Genomic DNA, 22664 nt, shown 5'->3' with positions numbered 1-22664 from the left:
GGCCTAGGAACTTCCCAATTGGGCGGGAAGCAGTTGTTGTATTACACTATACGCAAAACGCCTAATTAGTGTGACAAATTTAAAGATTTTTTTCATCTAAAGTTTTTTTAATTTCGTATCCTTTAGGATTCACCTTGATTAGAATTGCTCCATCTTGATCCGTTTGCCAAATATGAATTCCCCTTTCCTTTAAACGTTGAATGACTTCCAATGAAGGATGATGATAACGATTATGTACTCCTACAGAGATAAGTGCTTCTTTTGGTTGCAAATGATCTAATAATGATTGACTGGTGGAAGTTTGACTACCATGATGACCCACTTTCAAAAAATCAATGTGAGGCAAAGAGTAGTTTTGAATGAGTTGTTTTTCTCCTTCTACCTCAAGATCACCCATAAATAGAAATTGAGTTTGATAAAGTTTGGCATAGGTAATCAACGATTGGTTATTTTCTTTTTCTTTTGGTTTTGAACCAAGGGAGATAAAAGTAATCACGGTATTGGGATCAAGGGAAAGATGTGATTCCCCTTCTTTTATTACTTTGATAGGAATTTGCTTTTGCTTTAACTTCGTATATAGTTTTTCCCCTAATTCTGTTCTTGGAAATCCTTCCCCTACAATAAACCAATGGATAGGGATTTGCTCCACAAGGGTAAGGTAACCTTCGATATGATCGGCATCTTCATGGGTTAAAACAGCGTAATCTAATTCGTTGATTCCTTGATAGTGCAGATATGGCAGCACAATATCTTCTCCCACTTGGAAAGGGTCTTTTCTTTGTTTCCATGCTGGCTCCTTTATAAAAGATAATGTTCCGCCACTGTCGATTAATATCGTTTCTCCATCTGGAGATTCAATCAAAAGACTATCCCCCTGGCCAACGTCGAGCATGGTTACCTGTGCGTTATCAGGAGAGAAAAGGAAAGAAGCCAACCACAAAATCATACTAATGATCAATACACCTTTTTCCAAAGCAAATAAATACTTTTTTGTTTGATAGGAAAGAAAAGATTCCTTAATTTCTTTTCTTGTCAAACTCCAAACTAAAAAGAAGTAAAAAAGAATAACAATCCACCAAGAAAAATGACCAAAGAATTGCAATACCCTTAATTGACTGAAAATAGCAATCACATTAAAAAGAAGGTACAACAAAACATCTAATAAATGTCCAACCCAAACAGCAAAAGGAAGATGGAACAAACTAAGCAATAAGAGAAGGAATCCCATTGGCAAGACAGCAAAACTAAAAATGGGTACAAATAACAGATTTGCCAGCCATGAAAAGAAAGAGTATTGGTGAAAATGATAGAAAACAAGGGAAAAAGATGCAAGTTGGGTGACGATTAAAACGGTAAATGCTCCCCGTAACCAAGAAGGAACTTTATCTCGTAACCAAGTTTCAACTCTCGGATATCCCCAAACAAGAAAAAAGGTAACGACAAATGATAACTGAAAGCCAATATCATCCATCCATTTTGGATTATAGAAGGTCATAAAAAGAAACGTTAAACCCATCGATTGAAGGGAAAGAAATGGCCTGCGAAACATCAATCCATACAAGGTAATTAAAGACATGAGAGTTGCCCGAACAACAGAAGCACTTGCACCGACTAAAAACAGATAAAAAATCAAGAATATCCCTGTAATTATCCCCCTTTTTTCTCTCGTTAACCCTAATTTCGATAACAAAAAGGAGATGATCAAAGTCAATATCGTTAAATGAAGTCCAGAAATGGCAATAATATGGCTGAGCCCTAAGTTAGAAAAATCATCTCTGATTTCTGGAGATAGATCTTGGCGATTCCCTAGGATTAAGCTTTTCATAAAACCAGATTGGGGATGAGAAAGATACTGATCAAAAGGTTTTGCTAACTGATTTTGCAAAACATAAAAGAAATGGGATAGGGAAAAACGCTTTGATATTTGAATATTTGTTAAATCAGAAACTGTTATCTGCCAATAAATATTCTGATTAGCCAAATAACGGGAATAATCAAATTGTCCTGGGTTTCTCGCTTTTGGAGGCTTGTCCAAAATCCCATAGAAGGTAATCCCCATTCCTTTTGTAAAACTCCGCACTTTTTCTAGCTCTTGCTCTTTGTTCAAGTATAGGTAAACGATCAACTTTTCTTTTGTTTGCAGCTTTCGTTCCTGTTGCTGCCATTGATAAGAAAAAGGTTCAATCTGAAATTTGACCAAATTGCCATCGATGATCGGTTCTGAAATGAGATAACCACGGATTCCTATTCTTTGTCCTGTCAATTCTTTAGGTAATTGGCTTTGATGTTGATCCTGATAAACAAGCATATAAAGAAACCCAGAAATGAGAAAGAAAAAGAAAAGGAAAACAAACCAAAGATTGTTTCTTCGATAATACAAATAAAGTGAAAATAGGAAAAAGACCAAACTGCTTGAAAGTGCGATCACCAGTTTGGTCCATGAAATCTCTATATCCCTACCAAATAACAAGCCAATAGCCCATGCCAAAGATAATAGAATGAGCGGAGCTTTTGGTTTATAAAAATGGCGTGCTAAATCCATCATTTCTTCTCTCTTTCATATTGGCGAAAGAGAATATTGGCTTCTTTAAATAGTTCTGTTACTTTCGGTAGATCTTTTTCATATTTACGTTCATAAACAACTTCTTTAATTCCGCTGTTGGCAAGCATCTTGGCACAATTATAACAAGGGGAATCCGTAACAAACACAGTCGCTCCTTCACGATCTGCTCGATCGGTAAACAGCATCAAATTCACTTCTGCATGGATGGTTCGAATACATCTTTCTTTTTCTTCACCATTTTCATGGTAATGCTCGATAAGACAACCTTGTTCATAACAATCTAGCACTCCTGAAGGGCTACCATTATAGCCTGTACCCATTAATTTTTTATCTTTTACTAAAATCGCGCCCACATGTCTTCTCGGGCAAGTTGCCCTTTCAGCCACGGTAAAAGCAAGGTCCATGAAATACTCGTCCCAACTTTTACGGTAATATGAACTCACTTCTCTTCCCTCACCTTTTTTAGACCTTTTCTCTTTTTCTCTCAATTATATTCCAACACTATTGTTTTTTTAATCTAGGGACTCCTTATTTTATAAAACTATTCTGATTTAAACAATCGTTTATGTTCAATCTTGATACATTTGTCCATAACTACATTCAAACCTTTTTCGGAAGCGAAGTTAGCAGCCTCTTCATTTACGACCCCTAATTGGAGCCAAATGGCCTTCGCTCCGATCTCGACTGCTTCTTCTACAATAGGCATTACTTGATCGGGTCGGCGAAAGACATCGACAATGTCTACTTGACCTTCAATTTCCTTTAAGGAACCTACTGCTTTTTTCCCTAGAACCTCATTAATGGTTGGATTGACAGGAATAACCTCGTATCCTTGATTAAGCAAATATTCTGCTACCTTATAACTGTCCCGTTCAGGCTTGTTCGACAGTCCAACAATGGCAATTCGCTTAGATGTTTCTAATAGATTTTTTAATTGTTCATCTGTAGTTAAGCGACTCATGATTTTCCTCCTTTCCATCTAAGACAACATTAGTGAATATCTTTAACTACGTCAATATTTTTAACGAACTTAGCAAAGTTTTATACCAATCTTAATTTTAACATTAATATTACACTTTTGAATTAATGTACTGAAATTTTTTCTTTAATTTTATCAAATGTTTTTTCACCGATTCCAGATACATTCATCAGATCTTCAATTTTATGAAAGGGACCGTTTTGTTGACGGTATTCAATGATCGCCTTGGCCCTCGTTGCTCCAATTCCATCTAATTCCATTAATTGTGATTCATCAGCTGTATTGATATTAATCTTGCCATTTGTGGAACTTGGACCACTTGATATTGAATAACTTCCCCAAATTTGATTGGTTCCTTGGTTTTCCAGTTTTTCTCCTTGAAAAGGAACATAGATCACCATCTCATCTTTTAACTTCATTGCCAGATTCACTTGATTCAAATTCGCATTAGGTAGAGCTCCGCCAGCAAGATCAAGAACATCTTTTACCCTTGCATTATTTTTTAAATGATAGATTCCTGGTTTCGTGACTGCACCTTTGACATCGACAACAATCTCTTCAGCATTCGTTTTCTCTGTTTTTGTTTTATTCGAAACGACATTTGACGATTCCTTTACTTGGTCTCTAAATGGCGGCGGATCGTCTTGTTTGGAAGAGATATATTGACTTATTGCGAATAAGAGAGCCATAATAAGAAGAATAATAAAGATTTTCTCTCTTTTCGTTAAGTAAAACTTTGAAATCAGATCCACCATTACCATCCTTTCTAAATTTGAAATACATGTTTTTATAATCGAGGTGTTAGCAGTGAGTAGTGTTCATTTGGAAATTACGAAAAAAGTCAATGAAAAAGTAAAAGCAATCGAAACTTATAAGAAAATGGATCAACAACGAGAGTTGATCATCGACCAACTGATTGATGATTATAAAGCAGGGAAACCAATCGACTTAACGAAACTTAATCAATGGACAAAACAAATGAACCAGTTTGCAATCAAACATCAGTTACCAACAAGAAAAATCGTGACAAAAGAAATGTTTAAGTCTTATGTTCAAACGTTACACTAAAATTTAGAATCTATTCATTATTTCGGCAATTTAGGAAAAATTCCTTCAAAACCGATTCATTTTTTAAAATTTAATGTCATAGAATCCCTTCAAGCTTCACCCGAATCTCCCCTAAGGATGGGTTCGTGTACCTCAGCTCGAGCGTTTGCCTCCAGCTTCCTGCGTATAAAAAAAGCTTGCCAACACTATCAAAGAATGTTGGCAAGCTAAAGGTAACATTAGCTTTGAACATACAGCCTTTACTCGTTTATTACCCTATAACAATATTAACAAGTTTGCCAGGAACAACGATCACTTTTCTGATCTGTTTTCCATTTATCCATTCATTGATTCTTTCATCATCAAGGACAGCTTTTTCGATTTCTTCTTTTCCGTAAGATGTTGGAATCATCTTTTTCCCGCGAATCTTGCCATTGATTTGAATGGCGATTTCTACTTCATCTAATACCAAATATTCTTCATTGAATGTTGGCCACTCTTGTAGATGAATACTAGAGTCATGCCCCATCATTTGCCATAATTCTTCAGTAATATGCGGCGTCATTGGTGCGAGCAATACCACAACCGTTTCGATCGCTTGTTTGAGAAGACCTTTGTTCCCTTTTTCGGGATAACTATGAATCTTGTTGACTAACTCCATCACAGCAGAAATCGCAGTATTAAAATTATTTCTTAATTCAATGTCCTCTGTTACCCGTTTAATGGTTAAATGAATCATACGACGAAGTTCTTTTTCTTCATCGGTTTCAACCTTGATTTCCGGATGCGATCTTAAGGTTTCAAGGTTTTGTTGAACAAGCCTCCATACCCGATTTAAGAAACGATGGCTTCCTTCTACCCCAGAATCACTCCAATCAAGATCACGATCAGGAGGAGCCGCAAATAGAATAAAGAGACGTCCTGTGTCTGCACCGTATTTCTCGATGATTTCATTGGGGCTTACCACATTTCCTTTTGATTTTGACATCTTTGCTCCATCTTTAATGACCATACCCTGTGTCAGTAAAGATTTAAAAGGTTCTTGGAATGAAATTAATCCTGCATCATACAATACTTTTGTAAAGAATCGTGAGTAGAGTAAATGAAGGACTGCATGTTCAATCCCACCAATATATTCATCAACAGGCAGCCATTTATTGACAAGTTTAGAATCAAAAGGTTTTGTCTCTTCGTGGGGGCTGACATATCGGAAATAATACCACGATGAATCAATAAAAGTATCCATTGTATCGGTTTCCCGATAAGCATGCCCCCCACATTTTGGGCAAGTGGTATGAACAAACGACTCTGAAGTGGTTAATGGATTATCTTTTCCATTAAAGGTAACATCTTCAGGTAACATAACAGGTAATTGATCTAATGGAACGGGTACTTCACCGCATGTATCGCAATAGACGATAGGTATCGGTGTACCCCAATAACGTTGGCGCGAGATAAGCCAATCTCTTAATCGATAGGTTGTAGTCCGTTTTCCTTTGCCAATTTCTTCAAGATACTTACCGATCGTTTGAATCGCTTCTTGCTTTTGCAATCCATTAAAGCGATCAGAATGAACCAATATTCCATCTTCTGTAAATGCTTGATCCATCTCTTCCACAGTTTGGGGATATCCGTCTTGATTTTGTACCACAATCTTAATCGGTAGATGATATTTCTTCGCAAAATGGAAGTCCCGCTCATCATGGGCTGGAACACCCATTACTGCACCCGTTCCATAATCCATTAACACATAATTTGCTACCCAAATCGGTACATCTTCTTCTGTTAATGGATGTTTGGCATAAGAACCTGTGAAATAACCCACTTTTTCCTCTTCTGTTGAGGTACGGGTGATCTCATTTACTTTCTTTAAGTCTTCGATAAATTGTAAAATCTTTTGTTCGTTTTCTTTTCCTTTAATCAATTGAGGAACAAGAGGATGTTCTGGTGCTAATACCAAGTAAGTGACTCCATATAAGGTGTCTGGGCGTGTAGTAAATACAGGGATCTTCGCATCATCTAAAGTTGGAACTGTAAAGACCACTTCTGCTCCTTTACTTTTTCCAATCCAGTTTCTTTGCATCATTTTAACCTTTTCTGGCCAACCCTCTAATTGATCTAAATCTTGCAGTAATCGTTCCGCATAATCAGTAATTCTTAAGAACCATTGATTCAATTCTTTTTTCGTTACTTCGCTATCGCAACGCCAACACCTTCCATCTTCTACCTGTTCATTCGCTAAAACTGTATTACAGGTCGGACACCAATTAACAGCCGCTTTCTTTTTATAAGCAAGCCCCCGCTCGTAAAATAACAAAAAGAGCCATTGGGTCCACTTATAATAGTCAGGCAGACAAGTGGCAACATAGCGATCCCAATCGTACGATACGCCTAACCGTTTTTGTTCCGTACGAATCCGTTCCATGTTTTTTAATGTCCACTCTTTTGGATTAACTCCTCTTTGAATCGCTGCATTCTCAGCGGGTAAACCAAAGGCATCTGCTCCCATTGGATGAAGGACTTGGTATCCTTTCATGCGTTTAAAACGGGCAATCACATCGCCAATCGTATAAACGCGAACATGCCCCATATGTAACCCTTCTCCGGAGGGGTAAGGAAATTGTTCTAAAGTATAATATTTCGGTTTGGAAACGTCTTCGATGGTTTTATAGGTCTCCTGTTCTTCCCATATTTGTTGCCACTTCTTCTCAATTTTCTCGGGTTGATAAACTTGCTCTCTCATGCTGAAACCTCCTCAAAAAGTAATAAAACCCCCCACCCCAAAGCTCAATTGCTAGGGACGAGAGGTTAGTAAACAATCCCGTGGTACCACCCTAATGATATTTTCACCATAACAATGAAAATACCACTTTAGATCTTTAACGCAGATAATACGGTAGAAAGTACTCATTTTTCCCCTCTACAGTTTGAAGGGGAGTTCACAAGAGTTGATTTATCGGTTTCCACCAACCACCGACTCTCTGAAAAATCAATCATCTTGTTACTATTCCTTCGCATTACTGTTATACTTCAATTTCAATTTTAATTATGATTATATGAAATTTTACTTTGGATTGTCAATAGTCGATCATCATTCTATAACTCATCTACTTCAATCACTGGAGCGTCTCGCCAAAGCCGTTCCAAATTATAAAATTCCCGTTCATCTTTATGGAATACATGAACCACGACATCCCCAAGATCGATCAAGACCCATCTTGATTGCTCGATCCCTTCCCAACCTTTAACCTCAATCTGATTTTCTTCCATTTTATCTTTGATTTCATTTGCAATCGCTTGAACTTGAGTTTCCGAATTCCCGCTACAAATGACAAAATAGTCAGCAATCAGAGATAAGCCTTTTATTTCAAGAATCATTACATCTTTTGCTTTTTTGTCCAAAGCTGTTTTTGCGGCCAACTTCGCAATATCCAGTATCGAATATTCCAATTCTCTTTCCTCCATTCTAACTCAATCATTCCCCCCTACTAAATCATTTCGGGCTTTAACTGTTAAAGGATAGATTTTCATCTTCTTTTTGATTAAAAGTTGAATCGTTCCATCAAATGCCATTCTTAGTGCTTCATCTAGATTCGATTTTGCCATTTCCCGAATCTCTTCTACACCAGGAAATTGACGCGAGGGTTCAATATAATCAGCGAGACAAACAACTTTTTCTAAAAGGGACATTTGCTCTCGTCCAGATGTATGATAACGAATGGCCATAATCACTTCTTCATCATGAATCGCAAATCGTTCTTGAATAACGATCGAAGCAACCGGTCCATGCCAGAGTTCTGCATTATAATCTAATAAATCTTGAGCTAATTCTTGATATTGGCGAATATATTGAGCTAACTTTTCTTTTGGCCAAAATTTTGTAAAATCATGGAGAATACCAGCTATTTCCGCTTTCAATGGATCAGCTCCATATCTTGCAGCTAATTGTTTAGCCGTATCCGCAACTCCTAAAGAATGAATATAGCGATGTTCAGTCACTTCTTTGTTTAACTCTGCTTTTAGATACTCTAAATCAATCTTCATATAAATGGTTCTCCTTTATATATTGTTCCACAGGGTTAGGAACGACATGTCGGAGTGGTCTCCCTTCCTTAACCCATTGACGGATTAATGTAGAGGAAATCTCTAATTGGGGCATTGGGATCATTTTTACATGCTTAATGATTTGTTTTTCTTTTGATGTAAGGTTATCTAGTGAATAACCGGGTCGGACTAAACCGATAAATTGTATGAGTGACAATAATTCTTCAATACGATACCAATTAGGTAAATATTCAATCATATCGCCACCAATAATAAAAGAAAAGGAAATATTAGGATATCTTGAATTTAATTCCTTAACCGTATCCAAAGTATATGAAGGCCCATCACGTTCCAATTCGATCGTACATAGGCGAAACTGGGGTTCATTTTCAATTGCTCGTTTCACCATTTCGATCCGATGATGAACTGGCGTAATTTTTCGGCCTAATTTATGGGGGGGGATATGTGCCGGCATAAACCAAATTTCATCTAATCCCCCATAGAAAAGGGATTGATCAGCCATAATGAAATGACCGATATGAAGCGGATCAAAGGTTCCACCAAGTATCCCTACTTTTTTCATCATGATCTTGGTAATTCGATCGTTTTATTTTCCTTCGATTCTTTATAAAGGACGATGGTATGGCCAATAATTTGAACAAGTTCAGCTTTCGTTCCTTTTAGTATCGCCTCTGCCGCTTCATCGGGATCTTGTAAACTATTTTTTAAAACTGAAACTTTGATCAATTCACGAGCTTCAAGGGCATCATTAATTTGGTTAATCATATTCTCGTTCACTCCGCCTTTTCCCACTTGGAAAATGGGATCAAGATGATGTGCTAATGAACGCAAATATCGTTTTTGTTTTCCTGTTAACATGTATTTCTTCCTTTCTCTTTTATCGATTCAATCACCTTTAATCTCATGTAAGAAGGATCAGGGGTAATTCCTGTCCATTTTTCAAAAGCAATGACCCCTTGGTAGATAAACATTCCTAATCCTGAATGAACTTGTGCTCCTTGTGATCTCGCCTCTTGAATCAGCTTGGTTTCTAAAGGATTATAGATGATATCACTTACGAGATGATTCGGTTGAATCCATTCTTTTTTGATCAGTGATTGATCAATATTAGGAGCCATACCAATGGATGTCGTATTTACAATAATATCTGCTTCTTTAACCCCTTTTTCCATTTGTTCGATTGATAATACATCTGTTTTTGTATATTGTTCTAAACTTTTTCTCAAAATGTGAGCTTTATTCTGATCTCGATTGATAATGGTTAATTGTCCGATTGGAGAATTGGCGATCGTATAACCAATTGCCCTTGCTGCACCGCCAGCCCCAAGGATTAAAACTCTTTTTCCTTTTAATTGTACCCCTGTTTCTTCTATTAAAGAGCGGAGATATCCTATACCATCAGTATTATATCCAATTAATCGGCCCTCATCGTTTACGATGGTATTCACTGCACCAATCTGTTTTGCTTCTTCTGAGACTTGATCTAAATACTTCATCACTTCTACTTTATGAGGAATCGTAACATTGAAACCTTTGATCTTTAAGGCTTTCATCCCTTCAATCGCTTCTTTTAAATGCGAAGGGGGAACATCAAAAGCGAGATAGACATAATTCAAATCCAATTTTGCAAACATCCCATTATGCATTTCTGGTGACTTGGAATGGGAAACAGGATGGCCGATCAATCCGATCAATTGAGTTTGGCTATTCATCATCATTCTCTCCCAAATAATACTTTAAATCAATGCATCACGAAGATGTACGCTAATTCCTTTTGGTACGTAAACCTCAATATTTGTGGGTTCGCCATCTACTGCTACCCATCCTAAACCTGAGATGACGATATCCACTTTATTTCTTCCTGTAAAACGAAAATCATGCTTTGCAAATGGAGGCAATTGTTTGGCTTCTTCAATGGTTGGGGGTTTTAGCAATTCACCTAGATGTTTTTGATAAATTTCATCCGCATTTTCTCGTTTTGTTCGATGAATAGAAATTCCATTCGCTAAATAGCAGACAAAATTATTCCTTGTTTTCCCTACTTGGTCAATTCGAGCTAAACCGCCCCAGAATAACGTTTGTTCTCCAGCTAATTGGTACACCTTTGGTTTTACCGTTTTATTCGGTAAAATGGCTTTTAATGTTTTTGGCCCAACCCATTCACTAAATCGTTTATGATTGACAATACCTGGAGTATCAATGATATCTTTTCCGTCGATAAATGGAATTCGCACTACGTTCAAGGTGGTCCCTGGATACCTTGAAGTGGTTAATTCGATATGACTTTGCTTTCCTTTAAGGATTTGAATGACTTGATTAATAAAAGAGGATTTGCCCACATTGGTTGCGCCAACAACAAATACATCACGATTCCCTTTTTCTTTTTCCAGATAGTGAATCACTTCCTTTAAACCAATATTCTTTTCCGCACTGATGAGAAAAATTTCTTCAGGAAAAAGTCCATGCTCATTAACATATTTTCTTAGCCAATGTTTGATTTTTTCATACTTAACAGATTTTGGAAATAAATCAATTTTGTTTGCAACAAGAATAAAAGGATTATGGCCAATAAATCGTGGCAAACCAGAGATTAAAGTGCCATCGATATCAAAAAGATCGACAATTTGAACAACAAAATTATCCGTTTGTCCGATCGAATGAAGGATCTCTAAAAATTCATCCTCGTCCATTTGAATAGGTATAACTTCATTGTAGTGCTTAATCCGAAAACAGCGCTGACAGATGCGATTTCCTGTTTCTAATGCTGATGATGGGATAAAGCCTGCTTTGGTTTGATCGGTTGTTTGTAGTATTGCGCCACAACCTTCACAATATAGCATTTCTGACATTTATTCATCCTCCCAAGCAATCAATCCTCTACGTTTTAACCATTTCATGATTATTCGTTCAATCACTCGAATGATCTTCGTTCCTAATTTTTCTTTTTTTGAAATGGGAATAACAAGAATCGTATAAAACCCCATTCGCTTTCCACCAAAAATATCCGTTAATAATTGATCACCAATGACAACTGTTTCTTTAACTGTCGATTGCAATCGTTCCAATGCTTGTTTAAATGCTCGTTTTAGGGGTTTTCTTGCCCGATGTATGTATGGAACGGTTAGTGGATCAGCAAATTCAGCTACTCTTGTTAAATTATTGTTGGATACAATTATGACTTTAAAACCCATTTCTTGTAAATCATCTAACCATTTTACCAATTTAGGAGTGTAATAAGGAGAATCAGCTTCCACAAGAGTATTGTCCAAATCGGTAATAATGGAAGTGATCCCTCTTTTTTTCAGGGCATCAAGATCAATATGATAGATAGACTGAACATATAGATCTGGTACAAAGTTTTTTAATAACACGTGCAAAAACTCCTTATGTATAAAAATAAATACGACGATACTCTACAAAAATGGTTATCGGCAATAACTATACCATATTTATCCTTCCTTCTGCAAAACATTAAAAAAGACTACAACAAGGTGTAGTCTTCTTTCATCAAGTAGTGTTTAGGCCTCATGCCCCAATTTCTCATTTACTGAGCGAAGTTTTTGTTCGATTGATGCTTGTTTATCTCTCCTGTCATCGATACGAATTAAAGTGGATACACGTAAAGCACCATTTTCAAAAGGGACTTCGTGCATTCTCATGATCACAGCCATAATATCTTTTAAATCACCTTCAATAATCGTACTCATTGCCGTAAGTTGAAATTTCACTGGTTCGGGTGCTTCTTCTAATACTTTATGTACATTAGCCACATATTGACTTATACTTGGACTGCCTGTTCCTAGAGGAGTTATCGTTACTTCTACAATTGCCATCATCATCACTCCTTTTCCTAAAAAAATGAGGTTCCATTTCCACTATCTTAATTTTAACAAAGATTTTCCATAGAAAACAACTGGACATTTCATTTCACTCATAAAGGATACGTATCATTAGTTTATTGCCCTTGTAACAAAATTTGTGGAACCTTTCGTATTGGATGCTGTACTAAAATTGGCTTTGTATGGTAAACTCGTTCAATTTCCTTAACATTAAGCACTTCCTCTACCTTACCGATAGATTCAATCTTTCCATCTTGAATTAAGATCAATTCATCACAGTATTGAGCTGCCAAATTTAAGTCATGGAGTACCATTACAATCGTAATCTCTTTTTCTTGATGCCATTTGCGAATATGTTCTAATACTAAGATTTGGTGACCAATATCTAAATAAGTGGTTGGTTCATCTAGAAATAAAACTACCGGATCTTGAACCATCGCCCTTGCCAAAGAAACTAATTGGCGCTCACCGCCGCTTAATGTAGCCACTTGCTGAAAACGTTTCTCCCATAAATCCAATTGCACCAGGGTTTTTTTTACTAGGTCTTTATCCCTTACCGATAAATCTGTGAAAAAGTCTAACCACGGATACCTTCCCATCGATACCACTTCATTAACGGTAAAAGGGAGAGGCGGAGTTCCCTCTTGAGACATTACCGCTAATTTTCGAGCTAACTCTTTCTTACGATAGCTCGTTATGTTTTTACCTTGAAATAGAATCTCACCTTCATCAACGTCAAACAAACCGCTCATGGCTTGTATTAAAGTGGTTTTCCCGCTTCCATTTGGCCCAATGATGCCAAGAACACGTCCCTTTTCTACTTCAAAATGAATGTTACGCAACACTTGTTTTTGTCCAAAAAAATGAGACACACGCTTAACTTGGAAGAGACTCAATTTTTAACCCCTCCCATTTCGATTTTTATAAAAGAGATATGCGAAAAAAGGCGCACCTAAAAATGCAGTCAGAACACCGATGGGAATTTCGCTTGAAGGAATCATCGTTCGCGCTAAAGTATCTGTAAGGATTAAAAAAACTGAACCAGCTAAAACAGACACAGGGAGTAATATTCGATGATTTGCACCAAATAAGACTCTGAGTATATGAGGAATAATTAAACCTACAAACCCAATTATACCTACAATCGAGATCGCAGAAGCAGCTAGTAAGGAAGCAATGGTCAAAATCCTTACTTTTTGTTTCCCTACTTCCATTCCTAGGTAGGTTGCCGCATTCTCTCCTAAGGCAAGAACATTCAGGTCTTTATATTGAAAAAGTAAAAAGATTGTACCAAATAAAAAATAAGGGATGAGAACGAGAATATCGGTCCAATCATGGTTGGCTAAACTGCCCATAAGCCAAAAGATGATCGATTGAAGTTTGTTATCAGATATGGTAATTAAAAAGGAAAGAACGGCCCCCATAAGGGATTGAACGATCACCCCAGCAAGAATCAATGTTTCACTTCCTCGGTAATATTGCCTTTTCGCCAAAAGTACCACAAATCCCAATGCCATCATTGCCCCAAGAAAAGCAAAGATGGGAAGGGTAAAATGACCGAATAATGAAAGATCAGGAACAAAGATTAAAGTGGATGCTGCGCCTAAAGCTGCTCCAGAAGATACACCCAAAATATACGGATCCGCCAAAGGATTTCGTAAGACACCTTGAAATGCCACACCGGAAATGGACAACATCGCACCTACTAAAGATGCCAAAATAATTCTGGGCAAACGTAAATTGATAATGATCATCTCATCACTAATTTCCCAATCTGGAGCGAGTTCAATTCCAGGAAGTTGATTCACCAAAATTTTCACTGTTGAAACGAAGTCTAAATGAACAGATCCAACAAACAGGCTTGCAAATATAGAAAAAAAGAGAAGAAGGAACAAAGATCCTATGATAAGAGCAAGATTCTTTTTTTGTTTCATAGCAACACCTATTTTAAAGATTTGGATAAATAGGGCATGTCAAGGAAAAGTAAAAGTCCCTTTTTACCCGAAGATAAAAAGGGACATAAGGACATCATGATCCAATTTGTCAATGAGATAGATGCCTTCCCTTTTCCTCGAAGGTTAAGCTTCCTTAACAAATAGGCAGGTCTCCTGGCTGATGGCATACCTTCCACTCCTTCCCGTCTTACGACAGTGGATTCATGTGGAGGCTTACACCAATCACAGTGGCGGGACCGCGTCGGATTCTCACCGAACTTCCCTTTTCATCTTTCTGACGAATCAGAAAGAACCTATTTGCCACACGTTATTTTATTTTCTGAGTTCATTATAACGTATAAAAACAATTTAACAAGCACTATCTTATCTTTGTTCAGAGTTTTATAATCAAAAATAAGTTTGTACATTAAAGCGCTTTTAGAGTTCCTTTTTCACATCTGTTGAGTTCAAACTGCTTTTGCAATAACTCTGCCTCTTTTTTTTTGTGCTAAAAATTCCCACCTTAAAAAAAGGCGGGTCTAAACTCATCTGTTGGCTTAACAATTCATAGTTCTTTATTCTTTACTTTCTTCTTTTTTGCCAATCATAAATCAGCCAAATTATAATAAGAAGGCCGATAAGAACGATAAAAATCCAAAACGTTCCTCTCATCCAAAAATACATATGGTGAAACATCATTTTTCTGCCCATCATCATCCCCATCGTATTTGGAGAAAACCAAATCATCCGAACAGCAAACAAGAGGAAGGAACCACCGAAAAAAATTAAAAATATAGAAAAAATAACCCATAAAAAAATTCTCATAATTCCCACTTCATTCCCTCAGAATAGATTTAAATATCTCATTCTTATTCTACTTTATATCCTATTCCCCATACCGTTTTTATGATTTGTTCTTTCACTCCAGCTTTCCGAAGTTTTTCTCTCAAATTTTTAATATGAGAATCAACAGTACGGTCCTCTCCCACAAAGTCAATCCCCCAAACCATTTCAATCAATTGCTCTCGCGACAAAACTTTTCCTTTATGTTTCATTAAGACCTCCAATAAATCGAATTCGGTTGGGGTAAGGTTTATCGTTTCTTCTAGGTAAAAAGCAATCCTTGCTGAAAGATTTAAAACAATCCCTTTATATTTCAATAACTCATCTTCTTCTGTACTTTTTTGTATTCTTCGTAATAAAGCCTGAATACGAGCAACCAACTCTGCCTCTTCAAACGGCTTTACCAGGTAATCATCAGCTCCAGATGTAAGCCCAGTTACTTTATCCTCTGTCGTACCTTTTGCTGTCAGCATCAAAACAGGGATATCAGATATTTTCCTTATTTTCTCTAATGTTTCCCATCCATCCATCACAGGCATCATCACATCAAGAATCATTAGATCATAATTTTCTTTTAAGATTTTATCATATGCTTCTTTTCCGTTTTCTGCTTCATCTACGTGAAAATCATGTTGTTGTAAATAAATCCGTAAAAGTTGTCTCATATGAAATTCATCATCAACGATTAGAATTCTTGTCATTATTTATCAACCTCTATAAGATTATAGAATGAAACTATAAAGAAAGTATGAAGATAAATCCCTTTTTCTTGGATTAGTTTATCAAAAAAATTTAAATAAAAAAATCCCACTGTGTATATCACACAATGGGAAAAGTATCGTATTTAAAACTTATTTTGCTGCTGCGTCCATCACACTGATCATTAAACCTTCTACTTTGTCAGCGATTTTATTCCATTCTTCTTTTCCATATTGATTTAATAGGAAAGTAGGTCTTGGTAGACGAACATTTACACCATTTTCATCTTCAGTAACAGTGATTTTACAAGGTAGGAAGATTGATACTTCAGTACCTAAAGAAAGGATTTCGTAAGCTTCACTAGCATTGCAAATTTCTAATACACTAACCTTCTTTTTGAAGTCATATCCTTTATTTAAAATGTTTTCATGAATATTGATGCGAGATACAATTTTAAAATTGATTTTTTTTAGTTCTGCATCAATGGCTTCGATCGTTGATTCAAATTCTTTATTTGATGCAACAACGTATTCAAAATTTTCCATTCTATACCCCTCCAAAAAAGTTTTTAGGAATAATTCCTATTTCCATCTTCCATTTTACTTTTTTTCTTACTATATAGACAAGAATCATTCTAATTTTTTCCCAACTTTTCTTAAAAATGATTATAATATCTCACATTTCGCAACCTTTGAATCCGAAAAAGTATTTTTTCGAACCGTGTCGAATGGGTAAGGAACGAGCAAAATAAAGGAGTCGCACAAAATGAACATTCAAATTCGCGCTATTTATCCATCTACCTATCTCAATATGCTAAGCGAAATCATGAAACAACTTCATCTTCCCCAGCTGATCGATCGCCTCGTTCCTAATTGAGCTTCTTTTAATGATTTTTTACTAATACCCTTAGCAAAAAACTGCAAATTCAATCTTAATTGTTTACCATTAATACTAATCCCTAGTTTTGGAGAGTCCAGTCTTGATGCATAACCTCTTAAAAAGTTTTTGCTCGTCTTTATGATGCTCGCAGTCTTGGCAAATTTATATCCTAGTTGTATTCCTTCTTGATCCCTTACGGCTTTTCTTCGTAAGGCATCATACTCGTATTCCACTTGGGAACCGTTTAGATAGTAAACTCCCTTATATTTGACAAGCGTTTCTTTTGTTTCTTTTTGAACTAGGTTGCCATTTGCATCGTAATAATAGAATTGATCTCCCGCTTGAACAAGCTCATTCAGTGCATTATAGCGATATTTTGTCACCTTTCCGTCTTCCATTTGTTCAATCCGGTTGACGACTTCGTCGTATTTGTATTTTACGGTGCGAACTGGCTTTTTGACGTATTTGGTATGTATACATGGCCGTCTGATATGCGCCTTTCGTCGTGCGCGAAATCGACTCGCCGATGTTCTGCCTAGTTCCCTAAAAGCCCCATAAGAATCATTCCAACAATGAATATTGACAGACATCATTTTATTTCTCTATCCAATCGGCTCAATCCTTTCCTTTTCCTAATATTTTTTTTTATGAAAACATACCTATCTATCAGGTTCTACGCCTGATTCAAGTGTTGATTCGGATTTATTTTCCTTTGCTGGAATCTATCCTGTTTTAGCTTTTTCCAATAAAATGAAAAAATGAACAATATTCCCTAAATCATCTGCATTTCAAACGGATTTGGCAATACATTTGTCAACCCATATTTTCCCACTCCTCTTTCCCTAAAGACTGCACCATCTTTTCAACTATGTGGGATGGACTGTCTTTTTATCTATTCTCTCTTTCATAAGAATATTGGCAAGTTCGGGGGAAGAAACTTTGCCATTGGGATGATCTACTTTCCGCTACCTTCAAGGCGTTAATACCCATCAATTTTTCCTTCTGCGCAATATCGGGCGAACCATTTGTGGGAAGCCAGCTGCTTTAAGAATCATTCGGTTTACTCCGTTTACACGCAAGGACCGCATAGAATCGTTGTATCAATAATAAAACCGCGGAATCGATTGTTCCGCGGCTTCGTTTCGGTTGCGGTAGAATGGATTAATGTTTATCGGTGGCGGTTATCGGCTCGGCTCCCCAATTTGGATATGTTGCTGATTCGTTTTATGGAGAGCGAGGATCGGTTCCCCCGCTTGGATGTGTTTCTTATCCGTGATGCGCCAATCCGTATACTCGGCTGAATTTGTGATGACAACAGGGGTGACCGTTTCAAAACCGGCCGCTTGAATTTCTTTGATGTTGAATTCGATGAGCAGATCTCCCTTTTCGACGCGCGTGCCTTCCGTGACGTGGGCGGTGAACCATTTCCCTTCCAGTTGGACGGTATTCATGCCAATATGGATCAAAATTTCCGTCCCTTCGTCCGAGGTAATGCCAATGGCGTGTTTCGTCGGGAAAAGGGCAGTGACCGTGCCGGATACAGGCGACACTAATCGGCCTTCCGTTGGTTCAATGGCCACTCCTTGGCCGATAGCACCGGATGAAAAGGCGGCGTCTTCGATGGTGGATAATGCCTTAATTTCCCCTGTCAATGGGCTGGCAATCATTTCCCCGCTTGGCGTGTTATGATCTGTTGCTTGATCAGTTGCTTGACGGGACGGTGCGTGGTCGGTTGCTTTGTTTCGCCCAAATAGCAACGTCAAGATGAACCCAAGAAGGAAAGCGACGGTGATGGCAATGATCGTTCCCCATAAGCTAAACGTAATGCCGTGTTTCGGGTCGATAAAAGACGGAATGCCGAAAATGCCGAGTCCGCCAATCATATATATTTTCGCCCCAAAGATTCCGATGAGTGCTCCACCGACCGCTGCGGCGATGCAGCTGATGATGAACGGCTTTTTGAGCGGTAGGGTGACGCCGTAAATCGCTGGCTCTGTCACACCGAATACGCCGGAAATAAAAGCTGGAATGCTAAGCGTTTTCAATTTTTGCTGTTTCGTTGTGACCATGACGGCGAGAACCGCACCGATTTGAGCGAAGGAAGGAGCGAAAGCTAACGCTAAAATCGAATCCTCGCCAAGCACACTCAAGTTGTTAATGGCAATCGAAACAAGGCCCCAATGAAGGCCGAATATGACAAACACTTGCCAAAAGCCGGCTAAGAGTAAACCAGCGACCAGCGGTGATAGATGATAGATGGCGACCGTTCCTTGGCCAAGCAATTTTCCGGCCCATGTCGCAATCGGCCCAATGACTAAAAACGTTAGCGGGACGACAACTAGCAGAGTGGAAAATGGCACTAAAAACGTTTTGACGACATCCGGGATGATTTTCTTCAACCCATTCTCCACTTTAGCGCCAAAATACGCTGCCAGAATGATTGGGATAACGGAAGAAGAATACGTCATTAAAATGACTGGGATGCCAAGGAACGTAATATAAACGGGCGATTCAAACACTGTGCCGGAAAATAAGGTATACAGCGCCTTGCCGCTCGTCAAATTGGCCAGCGCCGGGTATACTAATGCTGCCCCAACGGCCATACCGATAAACGGGGTGCCGCCGAATTTTTGGCTGGCGGTATAGCCGAGAAAAATCGGGAAGAAATAAAACAGCGAATCGCCGATGGCGTATAAAATATGATACGTTCCCGATGACGAATTGAGCCAGCCGAGCGAGACGAATAAAGCGACAAACCCTTTGATCATCCCGGTAGCGGCTAACACGCCGAGAGTGGGCGTGAAAATCCCCGAAACGACATCGATAAAGCGATTAAACATATTTTGTTTCTTTTCGTCTTGTACGGATTGCGATGATTGAAATCCGCCAATTGAAATGACGGCTTTATAAACGTCAGGGACATGGTTGCCGATGACAACTTGGTACTGCCCGCCACTTTTTATGACGGTGACGACGCCATCCAAGTTTTTTAACGCCTCTGTATCCGCTTTCGTTTCGTCTTTTAATTGAAAGCGCAAACGGGTGATGCAATGAACGACGCTAATGACATTTTCTTTGCCGCCGACGAGGCGGAGAATGTTTCTCGCTAGTTGTTCGTATTTCATGTTCTTTCCCCCTCTTATAGATTGGTCATATGTTCAAAAAGAAAACCTGAACGAATTTGAACGCGCACAACAAACATCGGCTGTGCGGTTCAAATCAGTTCAGGTTATGCCCGAATGGTAACATTCCTTTCCTGATTTTCACCGCTTGGCAAGGAATGATTCAGTTGTCGGTTAGTCCAATTGCTCGCCGTTTGAGGCGATGACTCGTTGATACCAGTAAAAACTTTGTTTGCGGATGCGGCGCAAATCCTTTAAATCAAATTCGTCGCGGTTGACGTAAATAAAACCGTATCGTTTACTTATTCCTTGATGTGTGCTGACTAAATCGATCGCCGACCATGGGCAATAGCCGAACACGTTAACACCGTCGTTAATGACTAAGCGCATTTGCTCAATATGGTTGCGTAAAAATTCGATTCGGTACGTGTCGTTGACGATATCGCCTTCTTCTAACCGGTCGTAAGCTCCTAACCCATTTTCAGTAACGATAAGTGGCAAATGGTAGCGTTCGTAAATTTCCCGCAGCGTCGTTCGGAAGCCAACAGGGTCAATTTCCCAGCCGAATTCGTTTTTCTTTAAGCTCGGGTTCGATACGCCTTTGTACACGCCCGGTTCGCCAATTGTAATATGCTGGTCGCCGGTATGGCCGATATCATTTTCATTTCCTTCGCTGGCGGCCACCGTTTGCGAGGTGTAGTAGTTAAAGGCAATAAAGTCGGGCTTGGCATTTTGCAAGATGTCCATATCGCCGTCAACAATCGTTGGCGCATACCCTTTTTGTTCCAAATACGCCCATGCAATCGGGTTATAGCGTCCATAGACGGCCATGTCTAAATAGAGCCAGTTGCGGATGGCGGCGTACGTATTCGCTGCTAGTACGTCTTCCGGTTTCGAGCTGGCGGGATAAATGGTCACAATATTCGGCGCGGGTCCGATTTTGGCGTCAGGAAGCAGTTGATGGCAAAGCGCCATGGCTTTCGCTTGGGCGACGAACATATGGTGGTTTTGCTGGTACAGCTCTTTTTTCGGATTTTCGGCGTTGCGGTCAACAACGCCAATGGCTTCCCCATGGAGGATCATCATGTTTTGCTCGTTAATGGTTAGCCAATATTTCACCCGATCGCCAAAATGCTCGAATAACGTTCGGCAATAGTTGACATAAGCGTCGATCGTCGCGCGATTTGACCAGCCGCCTTTAACCTGCAAGGCGTAAGGCAAATCAAAATGATAGATGGTGACAATCGGTTCAATGCCGTGTTGAATGATCTCATTAATTAAGTTGTCATAAAATTGCAGTCCTTTGGCATTCAGTTCACCATCGCCGTGCGGATAAATGCGCGTCCAAGCGATAGAAAAACGGTACGCTTTAAAGCCCATTTCAGCTAGTAGCGCAATATCTTCTTTATAGTGATGATAGTGGTCGCTAGCGACTTTAAAATCGGCCGTTCCTTCAGGATGTTTCGCCATATCGATGACGGATGGCCCTTTTCCGTCTTCATTCCATGCACCTTCGACTTGGTAAGCAGAAGTCGAACCGCCCCATAAAAACCCAGTTGGAAACGGTTTAAGCTGAGCGTGTTCCATTCTTGTTCCCTCCTATTTTCGTTAGATGAAAAATAAAAACCTAAATTGCCCGCCAATATCCTAAATGGCGAGACAATTTAGGTTTTGCCTGCATGACCAGTAACAATCCCAATTGTCTGATCCATATTCATTTTCTACCTCCAATCTAGCATGCGCTTTCATTTTTGTCAATACAAAGTTGACGGAGGTTAGTGGCGGCGCAGGACCCGATCGATATGAATTGCCAAATAAAGCTCTTCTTCCGCTGTCAACGTATAATGATGGGTTTTTTGAATATATTCTTTAATTTTTTCGGTGCACGCGTACGCTTGACGGTATTTCTGTTTAACGAGCTCATATAAATCACGGTCTTCATTGTTAAGTAACGTTTTGTTCATCAGCCGTTGGGCGAAAAATTTTAAATGGGTGAGAAAGCGAAAATAGTTTAATGATTCTTCATCGAGCTGGATTTTAAAATGATACTTGACAATCGTTAAAATGTCTTGAATGATTTTTGTCATCGTGACGATATCGCCCATTTCTTCATTCAGTTCGGCGTTGACGATATGCATGGCAATAAACCCGGCTTCATCTTCCGGCAGTTCAATGCCTAATCGGTCCCGAATCATCTGACGCGCTTTTTGCCCGATTTGATACTCCTCTTTATAAATTCGTTTGATTTCCCAAAGCAGAGGATTAACAATTTGCATCCCTTGCCGCTGGCGCTCAATGGCAAAATGGATATGATCGATGAGCGAGATATAAATAATGTCACTCAACTTTTTACCAAGTTGCTGTTTGGCGTATTGGATGATTTCTTCAGTGACGTTGACGTATTCTGGTGGGACTTCATCCAGCAACTCTTTAAACTTGCTAGTCATGTCTTTGTTTTCTAATTTGAACACTTTCTCAATTTTCCCTTCGTCGACGTCATCGCCGGGCCGTTTTTGAAAGGCAATGCCTCTTCCCATAATGACGAGCTCTTGATTGCCTTCGATGACGCTGATGACATTATTGTTGATGACTTTAGCGATTTTCACATAAACCCCTGCCTTCCGTATTGGATGCTTGCGCGGTTAGTACTTTGCCTGTTGATCAAACGAAGCAACCCTTATATCTAGAAGAATT

At 38.6% G+C, this 22664-nt stretch carries 22 protein-coding genes, 1 riboswitch and 1 other annotated feature; of the genes, 1 reads left to right on the top strand and 21 read right to left on the bottom strand.

Annotation, left to right across the window (positions count from 1 at the left end):
* Positions 1 to 79 precede the first annotated feature (79 nt).
* The 4 genes from ACMW72_RS06730 to ACMW72_RS06715 all read right to left on the bottom strand — a co-directional run bounded on the left by ACMW72_RS06730 (position 80) and on the right by ACMW72_RS06715 (position 4294).
* A complete protein-coding gene (locus ACMW72_RS06730; RefSeq protein WP_418368078.1) occupies positions 80 to 2545 on the bottom strand; it encodes a DNA internalization-related competence protein ComEC/Rec2 in 2466 nt (821 codons plus the stop codon).
* Positions 2542 to 3006 (bottom strand): deoxycytidylate deaminase, encoded by a 465-nt coding sequence (locus ACMW72_RS06725; protein WP_418368077.1) that lies wholly within the window; start codon positions 3004 to 3006, stop codon positions 2542 to 2544. Before ACMW72_RS06725 ends, ACMW72_RS06730 begins: the two co-directional genes overlap by 4 nt.
* 98 nt (positions 3007 to 3104) lie before the next feature.
* Positions 3105 to 3524, bottom strand: coding sequence for a CoA-binding protein (locus ACMW72_RS06720; RefSeq protein WP_418368076.1), 420 nt, complete (start codon positions 3522 to 3524; stop codon positions 3105 to 3107).
* A gap of 122 nt (positions 3525 to 3646) precedes the next feature.
* Positions 3647 to 4294 (bottom strand): helix-hairpin-helix domain-containing protein, encoded by a 648-nt coding sequence (locus ACMW72_RS06715; RefSeq protein ID WP_418368075.1) that lies wholly within the window; start codon positions 4292 to 4294, stop codon positions 3647 to 3649.
* A gap of 55 nt (positions 4295 to 4349) precedes the next feature.
* Between ACMW72_RS06715 and ACMW72_RS06710 the strand changes: the two genes are divergently transcribed.
* Positions 4350 to 4610, top strand: coding sequence for a DUF2533 family protein (locus tag ACMW72_RS06710; protein ID WP_418368074.1), 261 nt, complete (start codon positions 4350 to 4352; stop codon positions 4608 to 4610).
* Between the two features lie 250 nt (positions 4611 to 4860).
* On the opposite strand, the gene leuS is transcribed toward ACMW72_RS06710, so the two are convergent.
* The 17 genes from leuS to licT form a co-directional block, all read right to left on the bottom strand.
* A complete protein-coding gene (gene leuS, locus ACMW72_RS06705; RefSeq protein WP_418368073.1) occupies positions 4861 to 7332 on the bottom strand; it encodes a leucine--tRNA ligase in 2472 nt (823 codons plus the stop codon).
* A gap of 50 nt (positions 7333 to 7382) precedes the next feature.
* Positions 7383 to 7616 (bottom strand) — a binding site (T-box leader).
* A 69-nt stretch (positions 7617 to 7685) separates the two neighbouring features.
* Complete coding sequence (gene rsfS / locus ACMW72_RS06700; protein WP_418368072.1) at positions 7686 to 8054, bottom strand: ribosome silencing factor; 369 nt, start codon at positions 8052 to 8054, stop codon at positions 7686 to 7688.
* Between the two features lie 6 nt (positions 8055 to 8060).
* Positions 8061 to 8633 (bottom strand): bis(5'-nucleosyl)-tetraphosphatase (symmetrical) YqeK, encoded by a 573-nt coding sequence (yqeK, locus tag ACMW72_RS06695; protein ID WP_418368071.1) that lies wholly within the window; start codon positions 8631 to 8633, stop codon positions 8061 to 8063.
* A complete protein-coding gene (locus tag ACMW72_RS06690) occupies positions 8623 to 9216 on the bottom strand; it encodes a nicotinate-nucleotide adenylyltransferase (protein WP_418368151.1) in 594 nt (197 codons plus the stop codon). Before ACMW72_RS06690 ends, yqeK begins: the two co-directional genes overlap by 11 nt.
* Positions 9216 to 9512, bottom strand: coding sequence for a ribosome assembly RNA-binding protein YhbY (gene yhbY / locus ACMW72_RS06685; protein ID WP_418368070.1), 297 nt, complete (start codon positions 9510 to 9512; stop codon positions 9216 to 9218). The genes ACMW72_RS06690 and yhbY overlap by 1 nt, the downstream gene beginning before the upstream one ends.
* Positions 9506 to 10366 (bottom strand): shikimate dehydrogenase, encoded by an 861-nt coding sequence (locus tag ACMW72_RS06680; RefSeq protein ID WP_418368069.1) that lies wholly within the window; start codon positions 10364 to 10366, stop codon positions 9506 to 9508. Before ACMW72_RS06680 ends, yhbY begins: the two co-directional genes overlap by 7 nt.
* 24 nt (positions 10367 to 10390) lie before the next feature.
* Positions 10391 to 11503 (bottom strand): ribosome biogenesis GTPase YqeH, encoded by a 1113-nt coding sequence (gene yqeH / locus ACMW72_RS06675; protein ID WP_418368068.1) that lies wholly within the window; start codon positions 11501 to 11503, stop codon positions 10391 to 10393.
* Complete coding sequence (locus ACMW72_RS06670) at positions 11504 to 12025, bottom strand: YqeG family HAD IIIA-type phosphatase (RefSeq protein ID WP_418368067.1); 522 nt, start codon at positions 12023 to 12025, stop codon at positions 11504 to 11506. It abuts the gene before it with no gap.
* A gap of 147 nt (positions 12026 to 12172) precedes the next feature.
* Complete coding sequence (locus ACMW72_RS06665) at positions 12173 to 12487, bottom strand: MTH1187 family thiamine-binding protein (RefSeq protein ID WP_418368066.1); 315 nt, start codon at positions 12485 to 12487, stop codon at positions 12173 to 12175.
* 122 nt (positions 12488 to 12609) lie between these two features.
* Positions 12610 to 13389, bottom strand: a complete 780-nt coding sequence (locus ACMW72_RS06660) for an ABC transporter ATP-binding protein (protein ID WP_418368065.1) — start codon at positions 13387 to 13389, stop codon at positions 12610 to 12612.
* A 3-nt stretch (positions 13390 to 13392) separates the two neighbouring features.
* A complete protein-coding gene (locus ACMW72_RS06655) occupies positions 13393 to 14427 on the bottom strand; it encodes a FecCD family ABC transporter permease (RefSeq protein WP_418368064.1) in 1035 nt (344 codons plus the stop codon).
* A gap of 146 nt (positions 14428 to 14573) precedes the next feature.
* A riboswitch (cobalamin riboswitch) is annotated at positions 14574 to 14760 on the bottom strand.
* Positions 14761 to 15296: 536 nt separating this feature from the next.
* Complete coding sequence (locus tag ACMW72_RS06650) at positions 15297 to 15971, bottom strand: response regulator transcription factor (RefSeq protein WP_418368063.1); 675 nt, start codon at positions 15969 to 15971, stop codon at positions 15297 to 15299.
* Positions 15972 to 16121: 150 nt separating this feature from the next.
* The gene (locus ACMW72_RS06645) at positions 16122 to 16514 is read right to left on the bottom strand and encodes a DUF302 domain-containing protein (protein WP_418368062.1); all 393 of its coding nucleotides are present in this window, start codon (positions 16512 to 16514) and stop codon (positions 16122 to 16124) included.
* A 291-nt stretch (positions 16515 to 16805) separates the two neighbouring features.
* Positions 16806 to 17441 (bottom strand): hypothetical protein, encoded by a 636-nt coding sequence (locus tag ACMW72_RS06640; RefSeq protein WP_418368061.1) that lies wholly within the window; start codon positions 17439 to 17441, stop codon positions 16806 to 16808.
* 588 nt (positions 17442 to 18029) lie between these two features.
* Positions 18030 to 19973, bottom strand: a complete 1944-nt coding sequence (locus ACMW72_RS06635) for a beta-glucoside-specific PTS transporter subunit IIABC (protein ID WP_418368060.1) — start codon at positions 19971 to 19973, stop codon at positions 18030 to 18032.
* Positions 19974 to 20144: 171 nt separating this feature from the next.
* Complete coding sequence (locus tag ACMW72_RS06630; protein ID WP_418368059.1) at positions 20145 to 21557, bottom strand: glycoside hydrolase family 1 protein; 1413 nt, start codon at positions 21555 to 21557, stop codon at positions 20145 to 20147.
* Between the two features lie 188 nt (positions 21558 to 21745).
* On the bottom strand, positions 21746 to 22576 hold the full coding sequence (gene licT / locus ACMW72_RS06625; RefSeq protein WP_418368058.1) for a BglG family transcription antiterminator LicT: 831 nt from the start codon (positions 22574 to 22576) through the stop codon (positions 21746 to 21748).
* Positions 22577 to 22664 lie beyond the last annotated feature (88 nt).

Source organism: Tepidibacillus sp. LV47, assembly GCF_048381575.1.
Classification (GTDB): Bacteria; Bacillota; Bacilli; order Tepidibacillales; family Tepidibacillaceae; genus Tepidibacillus.
Note: the sequence above shows the minus strand (reverse complement) of the source record. Positions and strands in the feature narration are given on the sequence as shown.

Bases quoted from the DNA above. Each gene is read 5' to 3' on its own strand.
- ACMW72_RS06730 (WP_418368078.1), bottom strand. From the start codon at position 2,545: ATGATGGATTTAGCACGCCATTTTTATAAACCAAAAGCTCCGCTCATT.
- ACMW72_RS06720 (WP_418368076.1), bottom strand. From the start codon at position 3,524: ATGAGTCGCTTAACTACAGATGAACAATTAAAAAATCTATTAGAAACA.
- leuS (WP_418368073.1), bottom strand. From the start codon at position 7,332: ATGAGAGAGCAAGTTTATCAACCCGAGAAAATTGAGAAGAAGTGGCAA.
- rsfS (WP_418368072.1), bottom strand. From the start codon at position 8,054: ATGGAGGAAAGAGAATTGGAATATTCGATACTGGATATTGCGAAGTTG.
- yqeK (WP_418368071.1), bottom strand. From the start codon at position 8,633: ATGAAGATTGATTTAGAGTATCTAAAAGCAGAGTTAAACAAAGAAGTG.
- ACMW72_RS06690 (WP_418368151.1), bottom strand. From the start codon at position 9,216: ATGAAAAAAGTAGGGATACTTGGTGGAACCTTTGATCCGCTTCATATC.
- yhbY (WP_418368070.1), bottom strand. From the start codon at position 9,512: ATGTTAACAGGAAAACAAAAACGATATTTGCGTTCATTAGCACATCAT.
- ACMW72_RS06680 (WP_418368069.1), bottom strand. From the start codon at position 10,366: ATGAATAGCCAAACTCAATTGATCGGATTGATCGGCCATCCTGTTTCC.
- yqeH (WP_418368068.1), bottom strand. From the start codon at position 11,503: ATGTCAGAAATGCTATATTGTGAAGGTTGTGGCGCAATACTACAAACA.
- ACMW72_RS06665 (WP_418368066.1), bottom strand. From the start codon at position 12,487: ATGGCAATTGTAGAAGTAACGATAACTCCTCTAGGAACAGGCAGTCCA.
- ACMW72_RS06655 (WP_418368064.1), bottom strand. From the start codon at position 14,427: ATGAAACAAAAAAAGAATCTTGCTCTTATCATAGGATCTTTGTTCCTT.
- ACMW72_RS06650 (WP_418368063.1), bottom strand. From the start codon at position 15,971: ATGACAAGAATTCTAATCGTTGATGATGAATTTCATATGAGACAACTT.
- ACMW72_RS06645 (WP_418368062.1), bottom strand. From the start codon at position 16,514: ATGGAAAATTTTGAATACGTTGTTGCATCAAATAAAGAATTTGAATCA.
- ACMW72_RS06640 (WP_418368061.1), bottom strand. From the start codon at position 17,441: ATGATGTCTGTCAATATTCATTGTTGGAATGATTCTTATGGGGCTTTT.
- ACMW72_RS06635 (WP_418368060.1), bottom strand. From the start codon at position 19,973: ATGAAATACGAACAACTAGCGAGAAACATTCTCCGCCTCGTCGGCGGC.
- ACMW72_RS06630 (WP_418368059.1), bottom strand. From the start codon at position 21,557: ATGGAACACGCTCAGCTTAAACCGTTTCCAACTGGGTTTTTATGGGGC.